Origin of the sequence: Flavobacterium frigidimaris (assembly GCF_002217275.1) — a bacterium.
Classification (GTDB): Bacteria; Bacteroidota; Bacteroidia; order Flavobacteriales; family Flavobacteriaceae; genus Flavobacterium; species Flavobacterium aquidurense.
In genome coordinates, this window is sequence record NZ_MUGV01000039.1 from 45103 (window position 1) to 63836 (window position 18734).

Below are 18734 nucleotides of genomic sequence, written 5' to 3' on the forward strand. Positions count from 1 at the left end.
TTTCTGAATTTTAATACTATTATGAAATATTTTGTAAAAGAAAATCTGTAGAAATAACTGTTGCGAACTCTCCGTTTAAGCTTGCAAGTGCTGTTTCATGAATAAGTTCGGCAGCGTAATTTTGTCCTTCTAAGCCTTTTTTATTAAAGGTTGCTGTAGCATCAGATATTAAAAACGTTTCGTAATGAAAATTTCCAGCCATTCTGGTTGTTGTAGAAACACAATGATCTGTTGTTAAGCCCACAATTACAAGTTTTGTAATTCCCGCATGATCTAATTGCTCTTTTAGATCTGTACCTATAAAGGCGCTATTCACATGCTTCTTAATTATAACTTCTCCATCTATTGGCTTGACTAAATCCTTGAATTCATTACCAGGATTGTTTTCATTTAGCAATGAATTTGGATTAGAAGAACAATGTTTGATATGAAAAACTGGCAAATTGTTTTCTCTCCAAAATTTTAAGATTTCACTTGCATTTTCCTCTGCTTTACTATTATTTCTTTGCCCGCCCCAGTAGGCAATATCATCAAATCCTTTTTGAATATCAATTAAAATTAATGCTGGTTTATCTTTTTTAGAAATTGTCATATTATTCATTTTAATTAAAAAAGGACCAAGTAGTAAAACTTAGTCCTTATATATCTGAGATAGAAATCTTTAATTATTTAACTTTAAAACTTCAGAAGTATGCTTTCTGAGTTCTGCCAAAAGCTCCGGTTTATCATTTAAAGTCTGACCGTAAGAAGGAATCATATTTTTCATTTTTGCTTCCCATTCCGGTGTTTTAATCTGACTTGTAAAACATCTGCTAATTAAGTCAACCATAATTGAAACAGCAGTTGATGCTCCGGGAGAAGCTCCTAATAAAACCGCCAAAGTTCCGTCATGCGTATTAATTACTTCTGTTCCAAATTCTAAAACCCCACCTTCTTTTTCATCTTTTTTAATCACCTGAACACGTTGTCCGGCTTTTTCTAATTTCCAATCCTTAGAACGTGCAGATGGTAAATATTCTCGTAAAGCAGCCATTCTGTCTTTTGGTTTTTGACGAACTTGCTCTATTAAATATTTTGTTAATGGAATATTGTGAAATCCTGCTGATAACATCGGAATTAAATTATTAGCTTTTATCGATAATGGTAAATCTAAATAAGAACCATTTTTCAGGAAACGAGTTGAAAATCCTGCGAATGGTCCAAAAAGCAATGCTTTTTCACCATCAATTACACGGGTATCAATATGAGGAACAGACATTGGAGGCGCTCCAACACTGGCCTTTCCGTATACTTTTGCTGCATGTTTTGCAATAACTTCCGGATTTGTACATTTTAACCATTGACCACTAACCGGGAAACCGCCGTAACCATTTCCTTCAGGTACATTTGCTTTTTCCAATAAAGGTAATGAACCACCTCCGGCACCAATAAAAACAAATTTAGTATATGCTTTTCTTTTTTGACCTGTAGCCAAATCAGTGATTTTAATTCTCCAGGTTTTATCATCACGCTGTTTTAACTTTGTCACTTCATGATTAAAATATAAAGAAACCCCATCTAGTTTTTCTAAATAATTAAACATGCTTCTGGTCAAAGCTCCGAAATTTACATCGGTACCAATTTCCATATGAGTTGCTGCCAGTTTATCGCTGACTTCTCTGCCTTCCATTACAAGCGGCATCCATTTTTTTAATTGCTCAAAATCAGTACTAAATTCCATTTGAGAAAAAATTGGATTGCTTTGCAAAGCTTCAAAACGTTTTTTAAGATATTTAACGTTTTTATCTCCCCAAACAAAACTCATATGAGGAACACTTTTAATAAAATTATCCGGAGACGGAACTTTGTTTTGTTGTACTAAGTACGACCAAAACTGACGAGAAACCTCGAATGATTCTGCAATACTTATCGCTTTTTTAGGATCAATACTACCGTCTGCCTTCTCGGGAGTGTAATTTAATTCACAAAAAGCGGAGTGCCCTGTGCCGGCGTTATTCCAGGCATCTGAGCTTTCAGCTGCAGCAACATCCAGTCTTTCGTAAATTTCAATTTTAATATCAGGTTGTAATTCTTTCAAAATTACTCCAAGAGTGGCACTCATAATTCCAGCTCCAATGAGTACTACTTCACTATTTGAACGTATTGTTTCGTCAGGCATAACAGTATTTTATTTAAAACGCAAAGGTACTTTTTATAATTGCAAAAAAAAACTAATTTTCTATGATAAAAGTTATGTTTTTCTAAAAAAGAAAATGAAATGCAATCAATAATACAATACTTTTAAAATCTTTTGGAAGAAAGATAATCCTGAAGCATAATTGTAGCCGAGATTTCATCTATTAATCCCTTATTTTGACGTTGCTTTTTACTCAAACCACTATCAATCATAGTTTGAAATGCCATTTTTGAAGTAAAACGCTCGTCTACTCGAACGACTTTCATATCTGGGAAAATATTTGAAAAATGTGTTACAAAACCTTTAATAATTGACGCACTTTCTGAAGGCTGCCCATTCATTTGCTTTGGTTCGCCAATTAAAACCGTTTCTACTTTTTCTTTTGCGAAATAATCTTTCAGAAAATCAATTAAAGTGTTTGTCGGGATCGTCGTTAAACCTGAAGCAATAATTTGCATTTCATCAGTAACCGCAATTCCGGTACGCTTTTGTCCGTAGTCTATAGAGAGAATTCTTGGCATTTTTTAATTTTCGACAAAGATAACTATTTTAATTTTCCAATTCTTAGCAATAAAAAATCCGCTTCGAAAATTCAAAACGGATTTCAACTCCAAATATTTAAAACCTAAAAAAATCAAATATTATCTCTTAAATAAACGTCTAAAAAAGCCTCCTTCCTCTTCTTCTTCCTCTCGCTCTTCATACTGCGCAAACTTAGATTGTGCCTTTTCATGCTCATAAATTAACTCCTTAATATATTCAACATAAGATCTCTTTTTTTCTTCCAGAAATCCGATCAAATATTTTTCACTAAATTCAACTCCGCTTGCTGCTTCAATCTGTAAAAGCTTTTTATACAATGGTTCTATATATAACGAAATCACTTCCTGAGGAACAGCTTGTCTTCTTCCAAAATAATTCACAATAACACCATTTCCATCTTTTGCAATTTCAAAATCAGTTATTACCCAATAATATCTACCTGATTTTGCTAAATTCTTTACTATAGCATGAAAGTTTTTGCCTTGTTTTAAATTTTCCCAAAGCACTTTAAAAATGACTTTCGGCATATCCGGATGACGAATAATATTATGCGGCTGCCCCATTAATTCGTAATCTTCATAACCGGAAACATCAACAAATACTTCATTGGCATATTCAATGATACCAAAAGCATTTGTTTTACTCATAATTACTTGTGTTTTGTCCCAAGTAACTTCTTTGTCAATTACTGTCATTCGATTCTGAAGCTGATTTTCCTGATTCATGTTTTACTGCTTATATAGTTTAGTTTTGGAATGGTATAGTATAATTCCGATTTGCTTTTGAAATTATACCGCGAAAGTAAAACGAAGAAAAAACTCAAAATCTGACTTTTGTCATATTCTGATAGTAAAAAAACTTTTAACAGACATTTTTTAAATATTAAACCATAATGACAAGAAAAAATATTTATCAAATTCAAAACAAAATGTTAGATATATAACATTTTCAAAAGGCTTTACTTTTCTGCTTTTGTACAAATACGTTATCTTTGCCAAAAATTAAAACTTATGAATTCTTTACAGACTATAATTGAACAAGCTTGGGAAAACAGAGCTTTATTACAAGAAACTACTACAACTGATGCTATTAGAGAAGTTATCGAACTAGTTGATGCAGGAAAATTACGTTGTGCTGAACCAGTTGGCGACAAATGGCAAGTAAACGAATGGGTTAAGAAAGCGGTTGTAATGTATTTCCCAATTCAAAAAATGGAAACATGGGAATCTGGTATCTTCGAATATCACGACAAAATGTTGCTAAAAAGAGGTTATGCTGAAAAAGGAATTCGTGTGGTACCAAACGCTGTTGCCCGTTACGGAGCTTACATTTCGAGCGGTGTTATCTTGATGCCAAGTTATGTAAATATTGGTGCTTATGTTGACGAAGGAACTATGGTTGATACCTGGGCAACTGTTGGAAGCTGTGCTCAAATTGGTAAAAATGTTCACTTAAGTGGTGGTGTTGGAATTGGTGGTGTATTAGAGCCATTACAAGCTGCTCCGGTTATCATTGAAGATGGTGCTTTTATTGGTTCTCGTTGTATTGTTGTAGAAGGAGTTCACGTTGGTAAAGAAGCTGTTCTTGGTGCTAACGTTTGTTTGACTGCTTCAACAAAAATTATTGACGTTACTGGAGATGAGCCTGTTGAAATGAAAGGTTTTGTTCCTGCCCGTTCTGTTGTAATTCCTGGAAGTTACACTAAAAAATTCGCTGCTGGTGAATTTCAGGTTCCATGTGCCTTGATTATTGGTACTCGTAAACCATCTACAGATTTAAAAACGTCATTAAATAATGCACTTCGTGAATACGATGTTGCGGTGTAATGTGATATAATCTTACATAAAAAAAATAGAAAATCATTCTTTCCTAATATTTAGAGGAAGAATGATTTTTTTTTGTAAAATCATAAAAAAAAATGATATTATTGCAGCGCTTTTTGTAAGCAGAAACCTAACCCTCCTAAAAAAGGGAAAACTAAGAATCTAAATTACTGGCCATGCTTATAAGAAGTAGAAAATTATCTGTAATTATATTAACATTTAATGAAGAATCCTATATTGGTGATGCAATTCAATCTGTTGCATTTGCTGATGAAATAATTGTTTTAGATTCACACAGTACTGATTTGACTGCTAAAATTGTTTTAGATCTGGGAGCTAAAATTATTTTTAGAAAATTTGACAACTATTGTAATCAAAGAAATCATGCCATTGGATCTGCAACCGGAGATTGGGTTCTTTTTCTGGATGCCGACGAAAGAGTTTCTGATAAACTAAAAAATGAGATTCTGGAAACTATCAATTTAAATAAATCTGATGCATACAGAATCTGGTTTCCTCACTTTTTTATGGATCGTTTTTTATTTCATTATACTGACAAAGTAACACGTTTAATAAAAAATGATAATATTCGTTTTGAAAATGAAGTACATGAAAAATTAGTTCTAAAATCTAAACCTCCTGTATTAAAAAACTACATGATCCATTACACTTATAAAGACTTATCTCATTTTATAAGTAAAAAAGACAAATATGCATGGTTTCAGGCAAAAATATCAGTTAAAAAAGGAAAAAATGCAACGCTATTTTTACTATTTTTCAAACCTTTATATCGCTTTTTTCATACTTATTTTATAAAAAGAGTTTGTCTCGACGGTGTACCAGGACTAGCAGCGGCATCAATCGATGCTTATGGTGTTTTTTCACGATATGCTAAAATGATATTGCTGGAAAAAAATCTAGAATAATTTTAATTTACCAAATTTTATTTTTAATCGGAAGACCATAAAACTATCCAAACCTTTAATATCTATTCGTTTAATTTCATAAACATCCTTAAACGGAAATCTATTAGGTCGATTACCTATTTTTAGTCCGAATTTTATCTTGTTTTCCCTAAGTAAGCCCTTGAAACCTGCTTTTTCTTTACTTTCTTTTGGATAATTTCCGTACGGATAAGCAAGTGCCGGATAAACATTCAGGCTGTGGTTTTTTATTTCTTCTTCACATTTCAAAAAATCATCTTGTATCTCAGAAAGATTTAACGATTGGTATCTGTCGTGTTTATAAGAATGATAACCCAGTTCAACTATTTCAGAAGGCAATTGTTTTAATTGCTCAATTGTCATTATTTTTTGTGCCGCTTCTCCCGTACCATTGTTCCATAAATCTGTTTTTCCAATGTATTGAAATGGAATAAAAAAACTGGCTTTTAATTTAAATTTTTCCAATAAAGGCACAGCGTAAATTAATTGATTTTCGGTTACGTCATCAAAAGTAAGAACAATGCTTTTTTTAGGAATTTTATCCATTGTAGCTAATTCTCCAAAATGAAATGTTTTGTAGCCTTTATCAATTAAATATTGAAATTGTCTTTCTAAATTTTGTACCGAAACGGTCAACTTACTTCTATCAGAATCAGATTGACAAATATTGTGGTACATTAAAATTGGTAGTTTTGACATTTTAATTTATTTTCGTCAAAGTTATACTTTTTAACATTATTTTTGCCCAAAAAATAAGAAATCGTGTCCGCTAAAAATATAAGTGTTATCTCACTTTCCTATAACGATGATATCTATATAAAAAAACACATTGACAATTTATCATTTGTTGATGAAGTCATTTTGATAGATAATAACAGCACAGATAAGACTGTTGAAATTGCCGAAGAATTAGGTGTAACCATCATTCATCAAAAAGATAGCAATAAGGCCGATATCTTAAAATCAACCATTGAAACTGCAAAAAATAACTGGATATTAGTAGTGAAGTCTACAGATCATTTTTCTGAAGACCTTATAAATGAAATAACTGCAGAAATTTCCAAGCCAAAGTCTGCCGAATGTTATTTTGCCGGACAAACTTTATTTTTCTTCGGAAAAACAATAAAATATGGCGTGTTTTTAAATAAAAAAAAACTTTTACTTCTTGACAAAACAAGACATTCTTATTCTGAGGGATTTAATGGCGAACGATTTAACAGGCCAAAAGTCTTTAAAAATAAGATAACTTCTTTTTCTTATAAAAACTTCGAAGACTTTAACAGCAGGCTAAATATAATTAGAAAAGAAGAAGCCTTAGTTTTATTTCAAAAAAATAAAAAACCAAATATCTATCATTTTTTCTTCAAACCATTTTTTATTTTTATAGATCAATTTTTTCTAAAATTAGGCTTTTTAAATGGACGAGAAGGATTTATTCTAGCTTACATATGCGCTTTTTCAGTTTTAAAACGTTATTTTATTTTATGGCTATTATACCGTAATATGGAGTAATTCATCCTGTTTTGTTGAAAATTCAAAATAGGAACGAAATTTTTAAGTCCACAAATTCAATTTTAAAATGAAAATATTAATTATACAGCAAAAAAGAATTGGAGATGTCTTGCTAAGTTCTATCCTTTGCAACAGCATAAAAATGACAAACCCAAACGCCACTATAGACTTTATGTGTTATCCTAATTGCACCGATGTTTTATTAGGTAATCCAAATATCGACTCTGTAATAGTACTGCCAACTGAAATAAGAAAATCATATTTATCATTGTTCAAATTTATTTTTGAAATTAAGGCTAAAAAATATGATGTTTTAATAGACGCGTATGGTAAATTAGAAACTAATTTGATAACGTTATTTTCAGGAGCAAATACAAAAATATCGTATTATAAATGGTATTCTTCCTTGTTTTACAATCATAATATTACAAGATTATCAAAAGATAAGATATCAGTATATGGTCAGGCTATAGATAACAGACTATTATTATTAGAGCCCCTAAAGCTCGATAAAATTAATCCTTATCCTAAATTATATGTTGCCCCAAAAGACAATCAGGATGCTTTAGCTTTATTTGCCCAAAATAAGATAAATAAGGATAAGAAAATTGTCATGTTTAGCCTTTTAGGAAGCGAGAAATCAAAAACATATCCGCTAAAATATATGGCTGAAGTTGTAGAATATATAAGTAATCATAAAGATGTTACAATACTATTTAACTACTTTCCAAGTCAAATTGAAGATGCCAAAATAGTATATAATTTATGCTCTGAAAAAACGCAGGAAAAAATACATTTTGACTTATTAGCTAACGACTTACGCTCTTTTATTGCTATTATGGAGCTTTGTGATGTTATTATCGGAAATGACGGAGGTGCTATAAATATGGCAAAGGCTCTCAATAAACCTTCGTTTACCATTTTTTCTGCGCATGTCGAAAAAAATGATTGGGCAACTTTTGAGGATGGTGTAAAAAATATTTCTGTACATTTAAATGATTACAAACCTGAATTAATCGACAACTTACCGAGCAAAGAAATAAAATCAAATTCAGCTACTTTATACAACGAGTTCACTCCTGATTTATTTAGAGATCAAATTCTATTTTTTGTAGACCAACATCTATAACAAAATTGTATTCTTTTCAACTAAATAAAGACACTAAAACTGACGGCTAATTTTGTACGCTTTTACTGCGGAAAAAAAATCAATTGTTCTTTCTACACTAATCGACAATACATTTGATAAATTTTTAGATTAGTCATTAAACCTTATCCAATTTTCATTATCTAATCAGGTATGAAGATACTTGTTATTCAAAAAAAGATGATTGGCGACGTTTTAGTAAGTAGCATAATCTGCGAAAATTTGCGCGCTGCTTATCCGGCGGCTCAAATCGATTATTTAGTTAGTAATTCGACAACTTCGGTTTTGGAAGGTAATTCCAGTATTGATAATATCATATTGTTTGAAGAAAAACATCGCAAAAACAAAATCGAATTGCTGAATCTAGGCGTCCAGTTAAGAAACGAAAAATATGATCTCTTAATTGATGCTTATTCTAAACTCGAAAGTTGGATCCTGGTTTTTATGAGTAATGCTAAACGAAAAATATCCTATAAAAAACCCGGAAGAAACTTTTTATATACAGATAATGTTCCGTTTGAACCTTTCCCGAAGACCAATTTAGGTTTGGCTATCGAAAGACGTCTTTCTTTATTAGAACCTCTTGCTTTAAAAACACCAATAGACCCGATTCCTAAATTATATGTTTCTGAAAAAGAAAATCAGGACGCTATCGCTCTTTTTGAAAAACATAACGTTCAAAAGGATCGAAAAACCGTTATGATTAGTCTTTTAGGAAGTGAGAAATTAAAAACATATCCCTTAGGATTTATGGCTAAAGTAGTAGATTATGTTGCCGATAATGGAGATGTAAATATCCTTTTTAATTATTTTCCAAAACAAATTGCGGAAGCCAAAACCGTTTTTAACGCCTGCAAACCGTCTACTCAAAAAAAGATTTACTTTGATTTACTGGGAGGTGATTTACGTTCTTTTATTGGTTTAGTCAATCAATGTGATTTGATTATTGGAAACGATGGCGGTGCAATCAATATGGCAAAAGCATTAAATAAACCTTCGTTTATTATATTTTCGCCCTGGATCGAAAAGAAAATTTGGGCCACTTTCGAAGACGGAATTCATCATCTTTCGGTACATTTAAAAGATTATCGCCCTGATTTAATCGAAAATAAAACAGAAAAGAAACTAAAAAAAGAGTCTTTAGCTTTGTACGAAGAATTTAAGCCTGAATATTTTAAAGATAAAATCAGTTTATTTTTAGCACAAAATCTCACCACGATTGCCAAATGATTTTACAGGAGAAACAACTTTTAACCGCGTTGGTTATTACTTATAATGAAGAACAAAATATAAAAAAAGTTCTCGCTGATTTGGCTTTCGCCGATGAAATTATTGTGATTGATTCTTTTAGTCTGGACAAAACTTTCAAAATAGCTTCTTCATACCAAAATGTAAAAGTAGCACAACGCTCTTTTGACAATTTTGCTTCCCAACGTAATTATGCCTTGAGTTTAGCTTCAAACTCATGGATTCTTTTTATCGATGCCGATGAAAGATTAACACCAGAATTGCAACAAGAAATTAGCATCATTATCCATCAAAGAAATGCTGCTTCGGCATATTATATGCGTCGTAGTTTTATGTTTGAAAACCAAAAATTACGTTTTAGCGGATGGCAGACAGACAAAATTATCCGTCTTTTTAAGAAAGAAAATGCTCATTATAACATTAGGAAAATTGTTCATGAAAAATTAGTTGTTTCCGGAAAAATCGGAAAATTGAAAAACAGGCTTATACATCATTCGTACTCGACTTATGAAGATTACAAGCAAAAAATGATTTTGTATGGAAAATTAAAAGCGCAGGAAGAATTATTAAAAAATACGCGCCCAAACTTTTTTCATTTTTACATTCGCCCTGGCTACCAGTTCTTAAATCAATATTTGCTTAGACTTGGCATTTTAGATGGCAAAAAAGGATTTGTTATTTGCTATTTAAACGCCTTAAGTGTTGCGGTGCGTTTTCAGGAACTCAAAAAAATCAGATCAAAAAATTAAGATTTCCAGAACTTAAGTTTCTTTTTTAATCTTTTCTTTCTGAAAAATTCTTCTTGAAATTGAGAGGTTACCTGCCACATTTTTGTGGCAATTTCAGCTTCTGTTTTTTCCTTGTAAAATTTTGAATATTCGTTGCTCATTACATCAGTCATTGCTTTGTAAGGCGTCAGACGGCTAAAATTATTCATGCGTTGCTCAAAATCCATGCTTTCATGAAAATTCATTCTGTTCAAATCAACCAAAAAGAATTCATATTGATTTTCAGATATTTTTCTAATCAACGTATTTCCAGGAGAATGATCCAGAAACTCAATTCCTTTTTCGTGTAAGTCAAAAGTAAATTTACTAAACTGTCTTAAAATCCTCTCGTGATCCGGATAATCCGGAACTTCAACCAATTCTCTATAAGTTAAATCACAAGTAAGGTGCTCGCTGGCATAATAACTTTTTCCTAATCCAACAAAAGAAAAAGATTCAGAAAAAGCAATCGGAGCTGGTGTACCAATTCCGGCTTTCAACAATGCATTTGCATATTCATAAGAACGTCTCGCTTTTGATTTTCTAAAGTATTTGTAGGCAATTTTATTGATAAAATGCGGCACTTTAAAAGACTTAATATTGACCGTTTTTCCGTCGATTTCAAAAAGTTTAATTTGATTGCGATCGCCATTCCCAAAAAGAGTTCCGCTTGAATCAAAGTTTTCAATTGCTGTAAGTAACTCCTTGTGATCAGCGATAAATGACGTATTAAAAATGATGTTTTTTTTCAATTTTTTAATTTTAATGAATCTTTTGTATAAAATGCAACTATTTTACTTTAGCAAAAACTTAAACCATTGTTCAGAGTTTTTATAAGCCAATTTAGCTTCTGACATATTTAACCTTCTGGATTTTTCTACGATATTTTTAATCGCCGTCATATCCTTAGTTGGAAAATAACCCAGTTTCTTCCAACGTTCTGGTTCTATATAATATAAATCTTTATATTCTTTATAGTTGTTTTCATTTATTGCAATCCATTTGTTTAAGAACTCTTTATTGGTTTCTTTATTATGTCCCCAATTTTCAAACTTAAAACGTAGTTCTTCTTCTGATCGTGAAAGTGATTCATGCAGAACTATATTATTGGTATAAATCACTTGTCCTTTAACTCTTCGCCCTACAATATATTCAGGGTTATTTGTAGCAAAAATCGCTTTCGCAGGTTTGTCGACATATAAAATTCCATTTGGAGTATATTTATATAAAATAATCCAATATGCTGCAACCTGAATGGTCTTTTTAAGTGGGCTTTCTAAATAAGAATCATATTTTCTTAAATCTGAAACAAATTTTTTAAAGTCGACGAAATATTCATCACAATCAATTTGAATGAGCCAGTTTCCGATTCCCATTTTTTCAGAAAGCATTTTACGCTCTCTGATTTCACATTCCATTGTAGTCAATGACGGAACGTAAAAATCATCTTCATAAATGACCACTTTTTTATCGACATCAAAAGCATTTAACCACTCAAAAAAAGAGTCGTCAATAGTAAATGAGCCGCCGTTCCAGGTATTCCTATTGATATCAATAGCCAGGAAAATGGTATCAGCATCTTTATAAGTTGTTGGTAATGCATTTTTTAACAATTCATAATCATATGAAACAAGATAACCAACTTGTATTTTTCCTTTCATTGAAGCTTATATAAATTTTGTTGCAATTTAGTAATTAATATCTATTTTTACCCCATGAAAAAGCAATATGACTATTTAATTATCGGCTCCGGGCTCTTCGGAAGTGTGTTCGCTCATGAAGCAACAAAGGCGGGAAAAAAGTGCCTTGTTATTGACAAAAGAGAACATACTGGAGGAAATGTCTATTGTGAAAATGTAGAAGGAATCAACGTTCATAAATATGGCGCGCACATTTTCCATACTAACGATAAAGGTTTATGGGATTATGTCAATCAATTTGTAGAATTTAATCATTATATCAATTCACCGTTGTCATTGTCAAAAGGAAAATTATACAATTTACCCTTTAATATGAATACCTTTTATCAGCTTTGGGGCACAATAACACCTCAGGAAGCTAAGGCCAAAATTGAAGAACAAGTGGCTATTTATGGAGTTGAAAACCCGAAAAATCTTGAAGAACAAGCTTTGAATCTTGTCGGAAAGGACATTTACGACAATTTTATTAAAGAATATACGGAAAAGCAATGGGGACGAAAAGCAACTGAATTACCTGCTTTTATTATAAAAAGACTTCCCGTGCGATTCACTTTTGATAATAATTATTTTAATGATACCTATCAGGGAATACCAATTGGAGGATACAATAAATTAATTGAAGGATTGCTAAACGGAATTGAAGTAGTAACAAACACAGACTATTTTTCTGACAGAGTGAAATTTAATGCTCTTGCAGATAAAATTGTTTACTCTGGAAAAATTGACGAATACTTTGATTATAAATTAGGTGTTTTAGAATATCGATCGCTTCGTTTTGAAAATGAAATTTTAGACACAGACAATTTTCAGGGGAATGCTGTCGTTAACTATAATGATGCTAGTTATGATTTTACAAGAATAATTGAGCATAAACATTTTGAGTTTGGTCAACAAAGCAAAACGGTTATCACAAAGGAATATCCACAAGAATGGAATCCGTCAAACGAAGCTTTTTATCCTATAAATGATGCCAAAAATCAGGCTTTATATGAAGGATATAGAGAACTATCTCTCAAAGAAAAGAATGTAATATTTGGAGGAAGATTATCCGAATATAAATATTACGACATGCATCAGGTAATTGCTATGGCTTTAACAAGATCTAAAAAAGAATTAAGCAATGATTAAAATTTTTGTAGTTACTCATAAAGAAAATCCTGTATTATCTAATGATATTTTGATTCCTATTCAGGTAGGAACAAATCAAGCTATAACCGCAACTATTTTAAGAGATAATACACATGAAAATATAGCCGATAAAAACAGTAATTACTGTGAATTAACCGCAGCTTACTGGATTTGGAAAAACGTAAAAGATGCCGATTATGTTGGTATTTGCCATTATAGACGATATTTAAACTTTTACAATGACTGGTATAACTTAAAACCGTCAGCTCAGAAAAAAATAAAAACAGACGATTTTAAAAAAACCAAATTATACAATACTTCTTCTAAAAAATTAGAAAAAAAAGTAGCTTCGATTCTTTCAGAATACGATGTTATTCTTTGCCGACCTTACATATTTAAAGATGGAAACTTAACCCAAAATTACTGTGACGATCATAGAAAAGAAGATTGGGATTTGATAAAACAAATAATTCTAAAAAAACATCCGGAATATAAAGACAGTATTGTCAAATTTTTGGATGAAGGAATTACTTTTCATATTGGGAATATGATGATTTCTTCAAAAGAAAAATTTGATGCTTATTACACCTGGTTATTTGATATTCTTTTTGAACTCGAATCTCGAATCAATATTCCCGTCGATGATTATCAAGCCCGAATTTTTGGTTTTATATCAGAAAGACTGATCAACCTATATATGTATCACAACAAATTCAAAATCAAAGGAGTTCCTTCCTATAAAATAATAGATTTATAAAAAACTTCACTTTTGATATTAATTGGCTTTCAAAAATGACCTGCTTTAGGTTTATTTACCAACCAGAAAGATTATTTTTGCACTAATTTATATTCAATTACAATGAACGAAGAAATTTTAAAAGCATACGAAGTCATCAAGGAAGGTGGAATTATCCTTTATCCCACTGATACTGTTTGGGGAATTGGCTGCGACGCAACAAACCCGGAAGCTGTTGCCAAAATCTATAAATTAAAGCAACGTGCCGAAACACAAAGTATGATTGTTTTGATGAATGGAGAAAAAATGATGTATAATGTTTTTAAAGACATTCCAGAAGTTGCCTGGCAGATTTTAGATTTATCAGAAAAACCAACAACATTAATATTAGATGGACCGCGAAATGTTGCACCAAATATAATAGCCGCAGATAATTCACTTGGAATTCGTATCGTAAAAGAGCCGTTTTGTTTTAAATTACTAGAGCGAATGAAAAAGCCATTGGTTTCGACTTCGGCTAATATTTCGGGGCAACCCACTCCTATCGCTTTTAAAGATATTAATCCGGAAATAATTAAAGGAGTTGATTATGTAGTGAATTTATACCATGACAGAGTCGCCGGAAAACCTTCAACAATTATAAAACTGACAAAAGATTCACAGGTAAAAGTAATACGCAAGTAATTTTAGATTTTAGAATATAGATTTTAGATTAAAAAACCTATGAACCTTTGTTTCTTTGCGCCTTTGAACCTCTTTTAAAGAGTTTTCAAGCTCTCAATCAACCAGTCAATATCTTCCCTGGTATTATAATGACTAAAAGAAATGCGGAGATTTGGTAATTTTAAATCAGTCTCCGAAAGCATTTCTTTTAAAACATGTGAAGGTTTTATACTTCCGGACTGGCATGCACTTCCTCTTGAAACTGCAATTCCTTTCATATCAAGACTAAATAATAACATCGAAGTTTTATCTGAAGAAAATGGCAAAATAATGTTTATAATATTGTAAAAATCTTCTTTTTTTCCATTGATTCTAAAACCAGGAAAATGAATTTCCAGTTGCTCAATCAGATATACTTTTAAGTCGGAAATGTATTTTCTTTCTGAATCTAAATTTTCATAAGAGACAGATAAAGCTTTCGCCATTCCGGCGATCTGATGCACTGCTTCGGTTCCCGCGCGCAGGCCTTTTTCCTGTTCTCCACCAAAGAGCAAAGGCTGCAAACCAGAGTTTTTACGAATAAAAGCAAAACCAATTCCTTTTGGTCCGTGAAATTTATGCGCACTTGCCACTATAAAATCAACTGGTATTTTTTGCAAATCAATCTCCGTTTTACCAACAGATTGCACAGTATCTGAATGAAACAAAGTATTATACTGCTTACAGATTACACCGACTCTCTCCAAATCTAAAATAGCTCCGGTTTCGTTATTAACATGCATTAAGCTAACTATTGTTTTCTTTTCTTCAGATAATAAATTAGATAAATGTGTTAGATCAATACTGCCGTCTGAACTAATTTTGACGTAATCAATCTGAATATTATAATCTGCCTGCAAAGCCAAAGCAGCATATAAAACAGCATGATGCTCAATTTTAGAAGTAATAATACGTTCAATTTTCAAATCTTCAACAGCTGAACGAAGTATCCAGTTATTAGCTTCCGTACCACCAGAAGTAAAAATAATTTCCTGTGCAGAACAATTTAAATGTCTGGCAATACTTTTCCTTGAAAGTTCCAAAATGGTCTTACCATTTCGCCCAAAACTATGTGTAGAAGACGGATTACCAAAATCGTCTGCCATAACTTTCGTCATTTCCTGAATAACTTCAGGTCGTATAGCAGTTGTAGAGGCGTTATCGAGATATACTTTTTTCATTGTGGCAAAGTTATGAAATATCAATTGTCTATTCTTAAATATCATTTGCCAAATTTTTCACTATTTTTGACCCAAATAAATTTACGATGAAAAAATATGCAAGCCTTTTGTTATTTGCGCTTTTATTAAATGGTTGTGATGACGGTGATTTAACGGTTGACACAATAGATTTTAAAGAAGTAACCTCTACAAGCTGTGACCCAATTACTAATACTTTAATTTATAAGTTAAAACCTCAGGAGTCTTTATTATTAAATATGCCTGCTGATAAGATTATTAACGAGCCAACTGTAGGTGATACGTTAGTTTATAAAATTGACAATGTGAACTATCGTGTTGTTTATAGAGCTTATGATGGTACAGTAGCGAAAGAAAATATTTGTGGTGCTATACCTCCAAAAACACCAAATGTAACAGAAGAATGGTTTGCATCAGCAGGAACAATTCAAATTGTAACTAAACAAGTTGAGAAAACGCCGGCTCCAACGGATGGACATACCGAAATTACAGGATATAATCACAGTATTATTTTTAAAAATATCACATTTGAAAAGCCGACAGGTCCTCAAATTGAAAAAGAATATATATTTGGAGATTATCTAACTCCTGTTGATCCGGTAATAGTAAGTTTTCTTGAACCTGATAATGCAAAGTATTGTCCAGACCAAAAGAAAGTTTACAACAATAACACTGCAAATTCTTTACTTATTGAAAATTTTGATGCGGCTAATTTATTTAAGAACGAAGTAACTCCTCCTACACAACCAAGAAGAGGTTTAATCAATTCTACAGCAACTACAAATAACGTCTATTACAGAACCTATAATACTACTTTGCCAATACCAACAACAGGATATTATTGTCAGGAAAAAACACCAACATCTCCTACTGTAAAAGATACTTGGGTTGGTGAAACAGGAGTTACAAATGTAAGTGGTATTATAGAAGTGACAACAACATTGATTGGTACAATATACACCCATAAAATTGTTCTTAAAAACGTAACGCTTCAAAAAGGAAACAGCAAATTTAAACTGGCTACAGAATTTGTTCTGGGAAGTGTAACTCCATAATTGATAACAATTTTAAGGAAACAAAAGAGCATTTGAATTCTTACAAAAAAACATCCATTTTTCAAAACTGATTTTATTACAAATTCAGAAAGAAAAATGGATGTTTTTTTATGCTTTTAAAAACGCTATTCTAAACTCAAAAAATACTATTATTTATTGTTTTGCCTAAAATAAACTTCAGTTGCACCTAAGCCATATTTTTGATAATTGGCGTCCTGAAAATCTACTCCGTCATAACGACCTAATAAAAAGTCAAGTTCTGCTTTTAAAATTCCTTCACCAACACCATGAATAAAAACAATTTTTGGAATGCGGTTTCGAATTGCAAATTCAATATGTCTTTTTGCTGTTTCTGTTTGTAAAGTGAGGATATCATAATTTGACATTCCTCGTTTATTAGGAACTAATTTTTCAATGTGTAAATCGAATTCCGGAGCAGAAATTTCGCGTTTATCTTTCTTTTCTTTAACAAAACTTCTTGCTTTTGGCTCTTCTTTCTCTTTTGAAACAGTATCTAAATCTATTCTTTTAATAGAATTCATTAAATTACTGGAATCGTGAATTTTAATCAATTCGTTGACAAAAAATGTCATCATAAATCCATCCTCTGTTTCAATCAAAACCTCATTGTTTTTCACTGAAATCACTATTCCGTTTATGGCTTCGTCTAAGACTGAAACCTTATCTCCTTTAGTCAACATCGTTATCCTCTTTATCTTGATTTTTACTCGGTGTTTTTGCACTCAACTGCATCATTCCAAACATGAAAACTGCAATTGCAATTACCATGATGTAGACATTTTTTTCTGCTGAAACCTGCTCGTATAACGCAACCGAAATCGCAAGTATCATTATTATAATTTTTAAAGCTTTCATATTTCTAAATAGTAAGAGTTCAAAAGTATGAAACTTTAAAATAGTAGTTTCATACTTCTGAATTGTTATCCATTATTTTTTTGTAAAATTGTAAAAAATAATTGCTGTGATTTTAGAAAAATATATGCTGCCTTGCCTATTCAAAACAGTCTTCGGAATTGACTGTTTGGGATGTGGTTTTCAGCGTTCTGTTTTCTTACTTTTTCAAGGTGATTTTTTAGCTGCTTTTAAAATGTATCCAGCCGTTTACACTACTCTCTTGTTTTTTGGAATTGGAGTACTTTATTACTTTAACAAATCAAAAAACAACAAAAAAGCACTTTTAGCAGCTGCTTTTTTAAATGTCTTTTTTATGCTTGGCGGGTACTATTTCAAACATTTTTATGTCTAATTTTTTGTAAGAATTATTTCTTGACCTGATTCAAAATATCATTCATCATTTCGATTTGTACTTTCTGAATTTCGATTAATTCCTGTTGTTGATGCATGATCAAATGATCAATTTTATCATGAATCATTCTGATCTCCAATTCTGATTTTAGATTGATCATATAATCTTTTTTTGCACGATTTCGATCTTTTTCTTCCTGACGATTTTGGCTCATCATAATGACCGGAGCTTGTAACGCTGCAATACAGGACAAGATCAAATTCAACAAAATAAACGGATAAGGATCAAAACCTTTGTTTACCAAAATGTACACGTTCGAACCAATCCAAACAACTATAAATGCTAAAAACGAAATGATAAATGTCCAGCTTCCTCCAAAATCAGCCACCTGATCTGCTATTTTCTGCCCAAAACTTCTTGTTTCTTCTTCATCTTCAACAATGCTCACTATCGATTTATCTTCTTTTAAAGATGTAATTACATTTTTTTCCAGATCAGAAAGCGCCCCCATTTCCGCTGATAAATAATTCGAAATGTATTTTTGACGATACACATTCAACTCCTGAACCCCAATACAATCGGTGTCACAAAACGAGGGATAATCCTTAACAATAAGTCCCAAAATAGGATCATGTATTGATTTCCCCCATATTTTCTCACTTTCCGGGAATTCAAGATCAGAAATAGCACTCTTAAAAGTTGAATTGTTTTTCATTTGTATAAATTTTACTGGCTAATTTACACATTTAACTTCTTAAGAATGATATAAATTACAGGTTTCTAAAAT

Annotated in this window: 22 protein-coding genes; 11 read left to right on the top strand and 11 right to left on the bottom strand. The window is 31.6% G+C overall.

Annotated features, from left to right (window positions below; translation table 11 throughout):
• Positions 1-19 precede the first annotated feature (19 nt).
• The 4 genes from B0A65_RS19650 to B0A65_RS19665 all read right to left on the bottom strand — a co-directional run bounded on the left by B0A65_RS19650 (position 20) and on the right by B0A65_RS19665 (position 3444).
• Complete coding sequence (locus B0A65_RS19650) at positions 20-601, bottom strand: cysteine hydrolase family protein (RefSeq protein WP_394335686.1); 582 nt, start codon at positions 599-601, stop codon at positions 20-22.
• A 60-nt stretch (positions 602-661) separates the two neighbouring features.
• Complete coding sequence (locus B0A65_RS19655; RefSeq protein WP_074657136.1) at positions 662-2158, bottom strand: malate:quinone oxidoreductase; 1497 nt, start codon at positions 2156-2158, stop codon at positions 662-664.
• Between the two features lie 122 nt (positions 2159-2280).
• The gene (gene ruvX / locus B0A65_RS19660) at positions 2281-2697 is read right to left on the bottom strand and encodes a Holliday junction resolvase RuvX (RefSeq protein WP_074657132.1); all 417 of its coding nucleotides are present in this window, start codon (positions 2695-2697) and stop codon (positions 2281-2283) included.
• A 120-nt stretch (positions 2698-2817) separates the two neighbouring features.
• Positions 2818-3444: a PAS domain-containing protein gene (locus B0A65_RS19665; protein WP_074657131.1), complete on the bottom strand. Its 627-nt coding sequence runs from the start codon at positions 3442-3444 to the stop codon at positions 2818-2820.
• Between the two features lie 285 nt (positions 3445-3729).
• Here B0A65_RS19665 and B0A65_RS19670 point away from each other — a divergent pair, with 285 nt between their 5' ends.
• Together B0A65_RS19670 and B0A65_RS19675 are read left to right on the top strand one after the other, a co-directional pair.
• Positions 3730-4545, top strand: a complete 816-nt coding sequence (locus B0A65_RS19670) for a 2,3,4,5-tetrahydropyridine-2,6-dicarboxylate N-succinyltransferase (protein ID WP_026982140.1) — start codon at positions 3730-3732, stop codon at positions 4543-4545.
• A 173-nt stretch (positions 4546-4718) separates the two neighbouring features.
• Positions 4719-5468, top strand: coding sequence for a glycosyltransferase family 2 protein (locus B0A65_RS19675; RefSeq protein WP_074657128.1), 750 nt, complete (start codon positions 4719-4721; stop codon positions 5466-5468).
• Here B0A65_RS19675 and B0A65_RS19680 read toward each other — a convergent pair.
• Positions 5460-6185 (bottom strand): polysaccharide deacetylase family protein, encoded by a 726-nt coding sequence (locus B0A65_RS19680; RefSeq protein WP_074657126.1) that lies wholly within the window; start codon positions 6183-6185, stop codon positions 5460-5462. The two genes, B0A65_RS19675 and B0A65_RS19680, sit on opposite strands and share 9 nt — an antisense overlap.
• Before the next feature lie 63 nt (positions 6186-6248).
• Between B0A65_RS19680 and B0A65_RS19685 the strand changes: the two genes are divergently transcribed.
• The 4 genes from B0A65_RS19685 (at position 6249) to B0A65_RS19700 (ending at position 10142) form a co-directional block, all read left to right on the top strand.
• Positions 6249-6998, top strand: a complete 750-nt coding sequence (locus B0A65_RS19685; protein ID WP_074657123.1) for a glycosyltransferase — start codon at positions 6249-6251, stop codon at positions 6996-6998.
• 67 nt (positions 6999-7065) lie between these two features.
• Positions 7066-8127, top strand: coding sequence for a glycosyltransferase family 9 protein (locus B0A65_RS19690; RefSeq protein ID WP_074657120.1), 1062 nt, complete (start codon positions 7066-7068; stop codon positions 8125-8127).
• A gap of 171 nt (positions 8128-8298) precedes the next feature.
• Positions 8299-9375 (top strand): glycosyltransferase family 9 protein, encoded by a 1077-nt coding sequence (locus B0A65_RS19695; RefSeq protein ID WP_074657116.1) that lies wholly within the window; start codon positions 8299-8301, stop codon positions 9373-9375.
• Positions 9372-10142 carry a glycosyltransferase family 2 protein gene (locus B0A65_RS19700; protein ID WP_074657113.1) on the top strand — a complete coding sequence of 257 codons (771 nt, stop codon included), beginning with the start codon at positions 9372-9374 and terminating at the stop codon, positions 10140-10142. Before B0A65_RS19695 ends, B0A65_RS19700 begins: the two co-directional genes overlap by 4 nt.
• On the opposite strand, the gene B0A65_RS19705 is transcribed toward B0A65_RS19700, so the two are convergent.
• Both B0A65_RS19705 and B0A65_RS19710 read right to left on the bottom strand, forming a co-directional pair.
• Positions 10139-10912 carry a PhoP regulatory network YrbL family protein gene (locus tag B0A65_RS19705; RefSeq protein ID WP_242670316.1) on the bottom strand — a complete coding sequence of 258 codons (774 nt, stop codon included), beginning with the start codon at positions 10910-10912 and terminating at the stop codon, positions 10139-10141. The two genes, B0A65_RS19700 and B0A65_RS19705, sit on opposite strands and share 4 nt — an antisense overlap.
• Before the next feature lie 42 nt (positions 10913-10954).
• Complete coding sequence (locus B0A65_RS19710; protein ID WP_074657111.1) at positions 10955-11821, bottom strand: hypothetical protein; 867 nt, start codon at positions 11819-11821, stop codon at positions 10955-10957.
• 54 nt (positions 11822-11875) lie between these two features.
• On the opposite strand from B0A65_RS19710, the gene glf reads away from it, so the two are divergent.
• The 3 genes from glf (at position 11876) to B0A65_RS19725 (ending at position 14408) form a co-directional block, all read left to right on the top strand.
• Positions 11876-12988, top strand: a complete 1113-nt coding sequence (gene glf, locus B0A65_RS19715) for a UDP-galactopyranose mutase (protein ID WP_074657108.1) — start codon at positions 11876-11878, stop codon at positions 12986-12988.
• On the top strand, positions 12981-13745 hold the full coding sequence (locus B0A65_RS19720) for a DUF4422 domain-containing protein (protein WP_074657105.1): 765 nt from the start codon (positions 12981-12983) through the stop codon (positions 13743-13745). The genes glf and B0A65_RS19720 overlap by 8 nt, the downstream gene beginning before the upstream one ends.
• A 102-nt stretch (positions 13746-13847) precedes the next feature.
• Positions 13848-14408: an L-threonylcarbamoyladenylate synthase gene (locus tag B0A65_RS19725; protein ID WP_074657102.1), complete on the top strand. Its 561-nt coding sequence runs from the start codon at positions 13848-13850 to the stop codon at positions 14406-14408.
• Between the two features lie 74 nt (positions 14409-14482).
• Here B0A65_RS19725 and B0A65_RS19730 read toward each other — a convergent pair whose 3' ends face one another.
• Positions 14483-15607, bottom strand: coding sequence for a cysteine desulfurase family protein (locus B0A65_RS19730; RefSeq protein WP_074657100.1), 1125 nt, complete (start codon positions 15605-15607; stop codon positions 14483-14485).
• A gap of 86 nt (positions 15608-15693) precedes the next feature.
• Here B0A65_RS19730 and B0A65_RS19735 point away from each other — a divergent pair, with 86 nt between their 5' ends.
• Positions 15694-16680: a hypothetical protein gene (locus tag B0A65_RS19735; RefSeq protein ID WP_074657098.1), complete on the top strand. Its 987-nt coding sequence runs from the start codon at positions 15694-15696 to the stop codon at positions 16678-16680.
• Positions 16681-16829: 149 nt separating this feature from the next.
• Here the strand turns inward: B0A65_RS19735 and B0A65_RS19740 are convergent, their stop codons facing one another.
• Positions 16830-17381, bottom strand: coding sequence for a Smr/MutS family protein (locus B0A65_RS19740; protein ID WP_074657096.1), 552 nt, complete (start codon positions 17379-17381; stop codon positions 16830-16832).
• Positions 17371-17556: a hypothetical protein gene (locus tag B0A65_RS19745; protein ID WP_074657094.1), complete on the bottom strand. Its 186-nt coding sequence runs from the start codon at positions 17554-17556 to the stop codon at positions 17371-17373. The genes B0A65_RS19740 and B0A65_RS19745 overlap by 11 nt, the downstream gene beginning before the upstream one ends.
• Positions 17557-17662: 106 nt before the next feature.
• Here B0A65_RS19745 and B0A65_RS19750 point away from each other — a divergent pair, with 106 nt between their 5' ends.
• On the top strand, positions 17663-17947 hold the full coding sequence (locus B0A65_RS19750) for a DUF2752 domain-containing protein (protein ID WP_074657091.1): 285 nt from the start codon (positions 17663-17665) through the stop codon (positions 17945-17947).
• Positions 17948-17960: 13 nt separating this feature from the next.
• Here B0A65_RS19750 and B0A65_RS19755 read toward each other — a convergent pair whose 3' ends face one another.
• Positions 17961-18662, bottom strand: coding sequence for a DUF1003 domain-containing protein (locus B0A65_RS19755; RefSeq protein WP_074657088.1), 702 nt, complete (start codon positions 18660-18662; stop codon positions 17961-17963).
• Between the last annotated feature and the right edge of the window lie 72 nt (positions 18663-18734).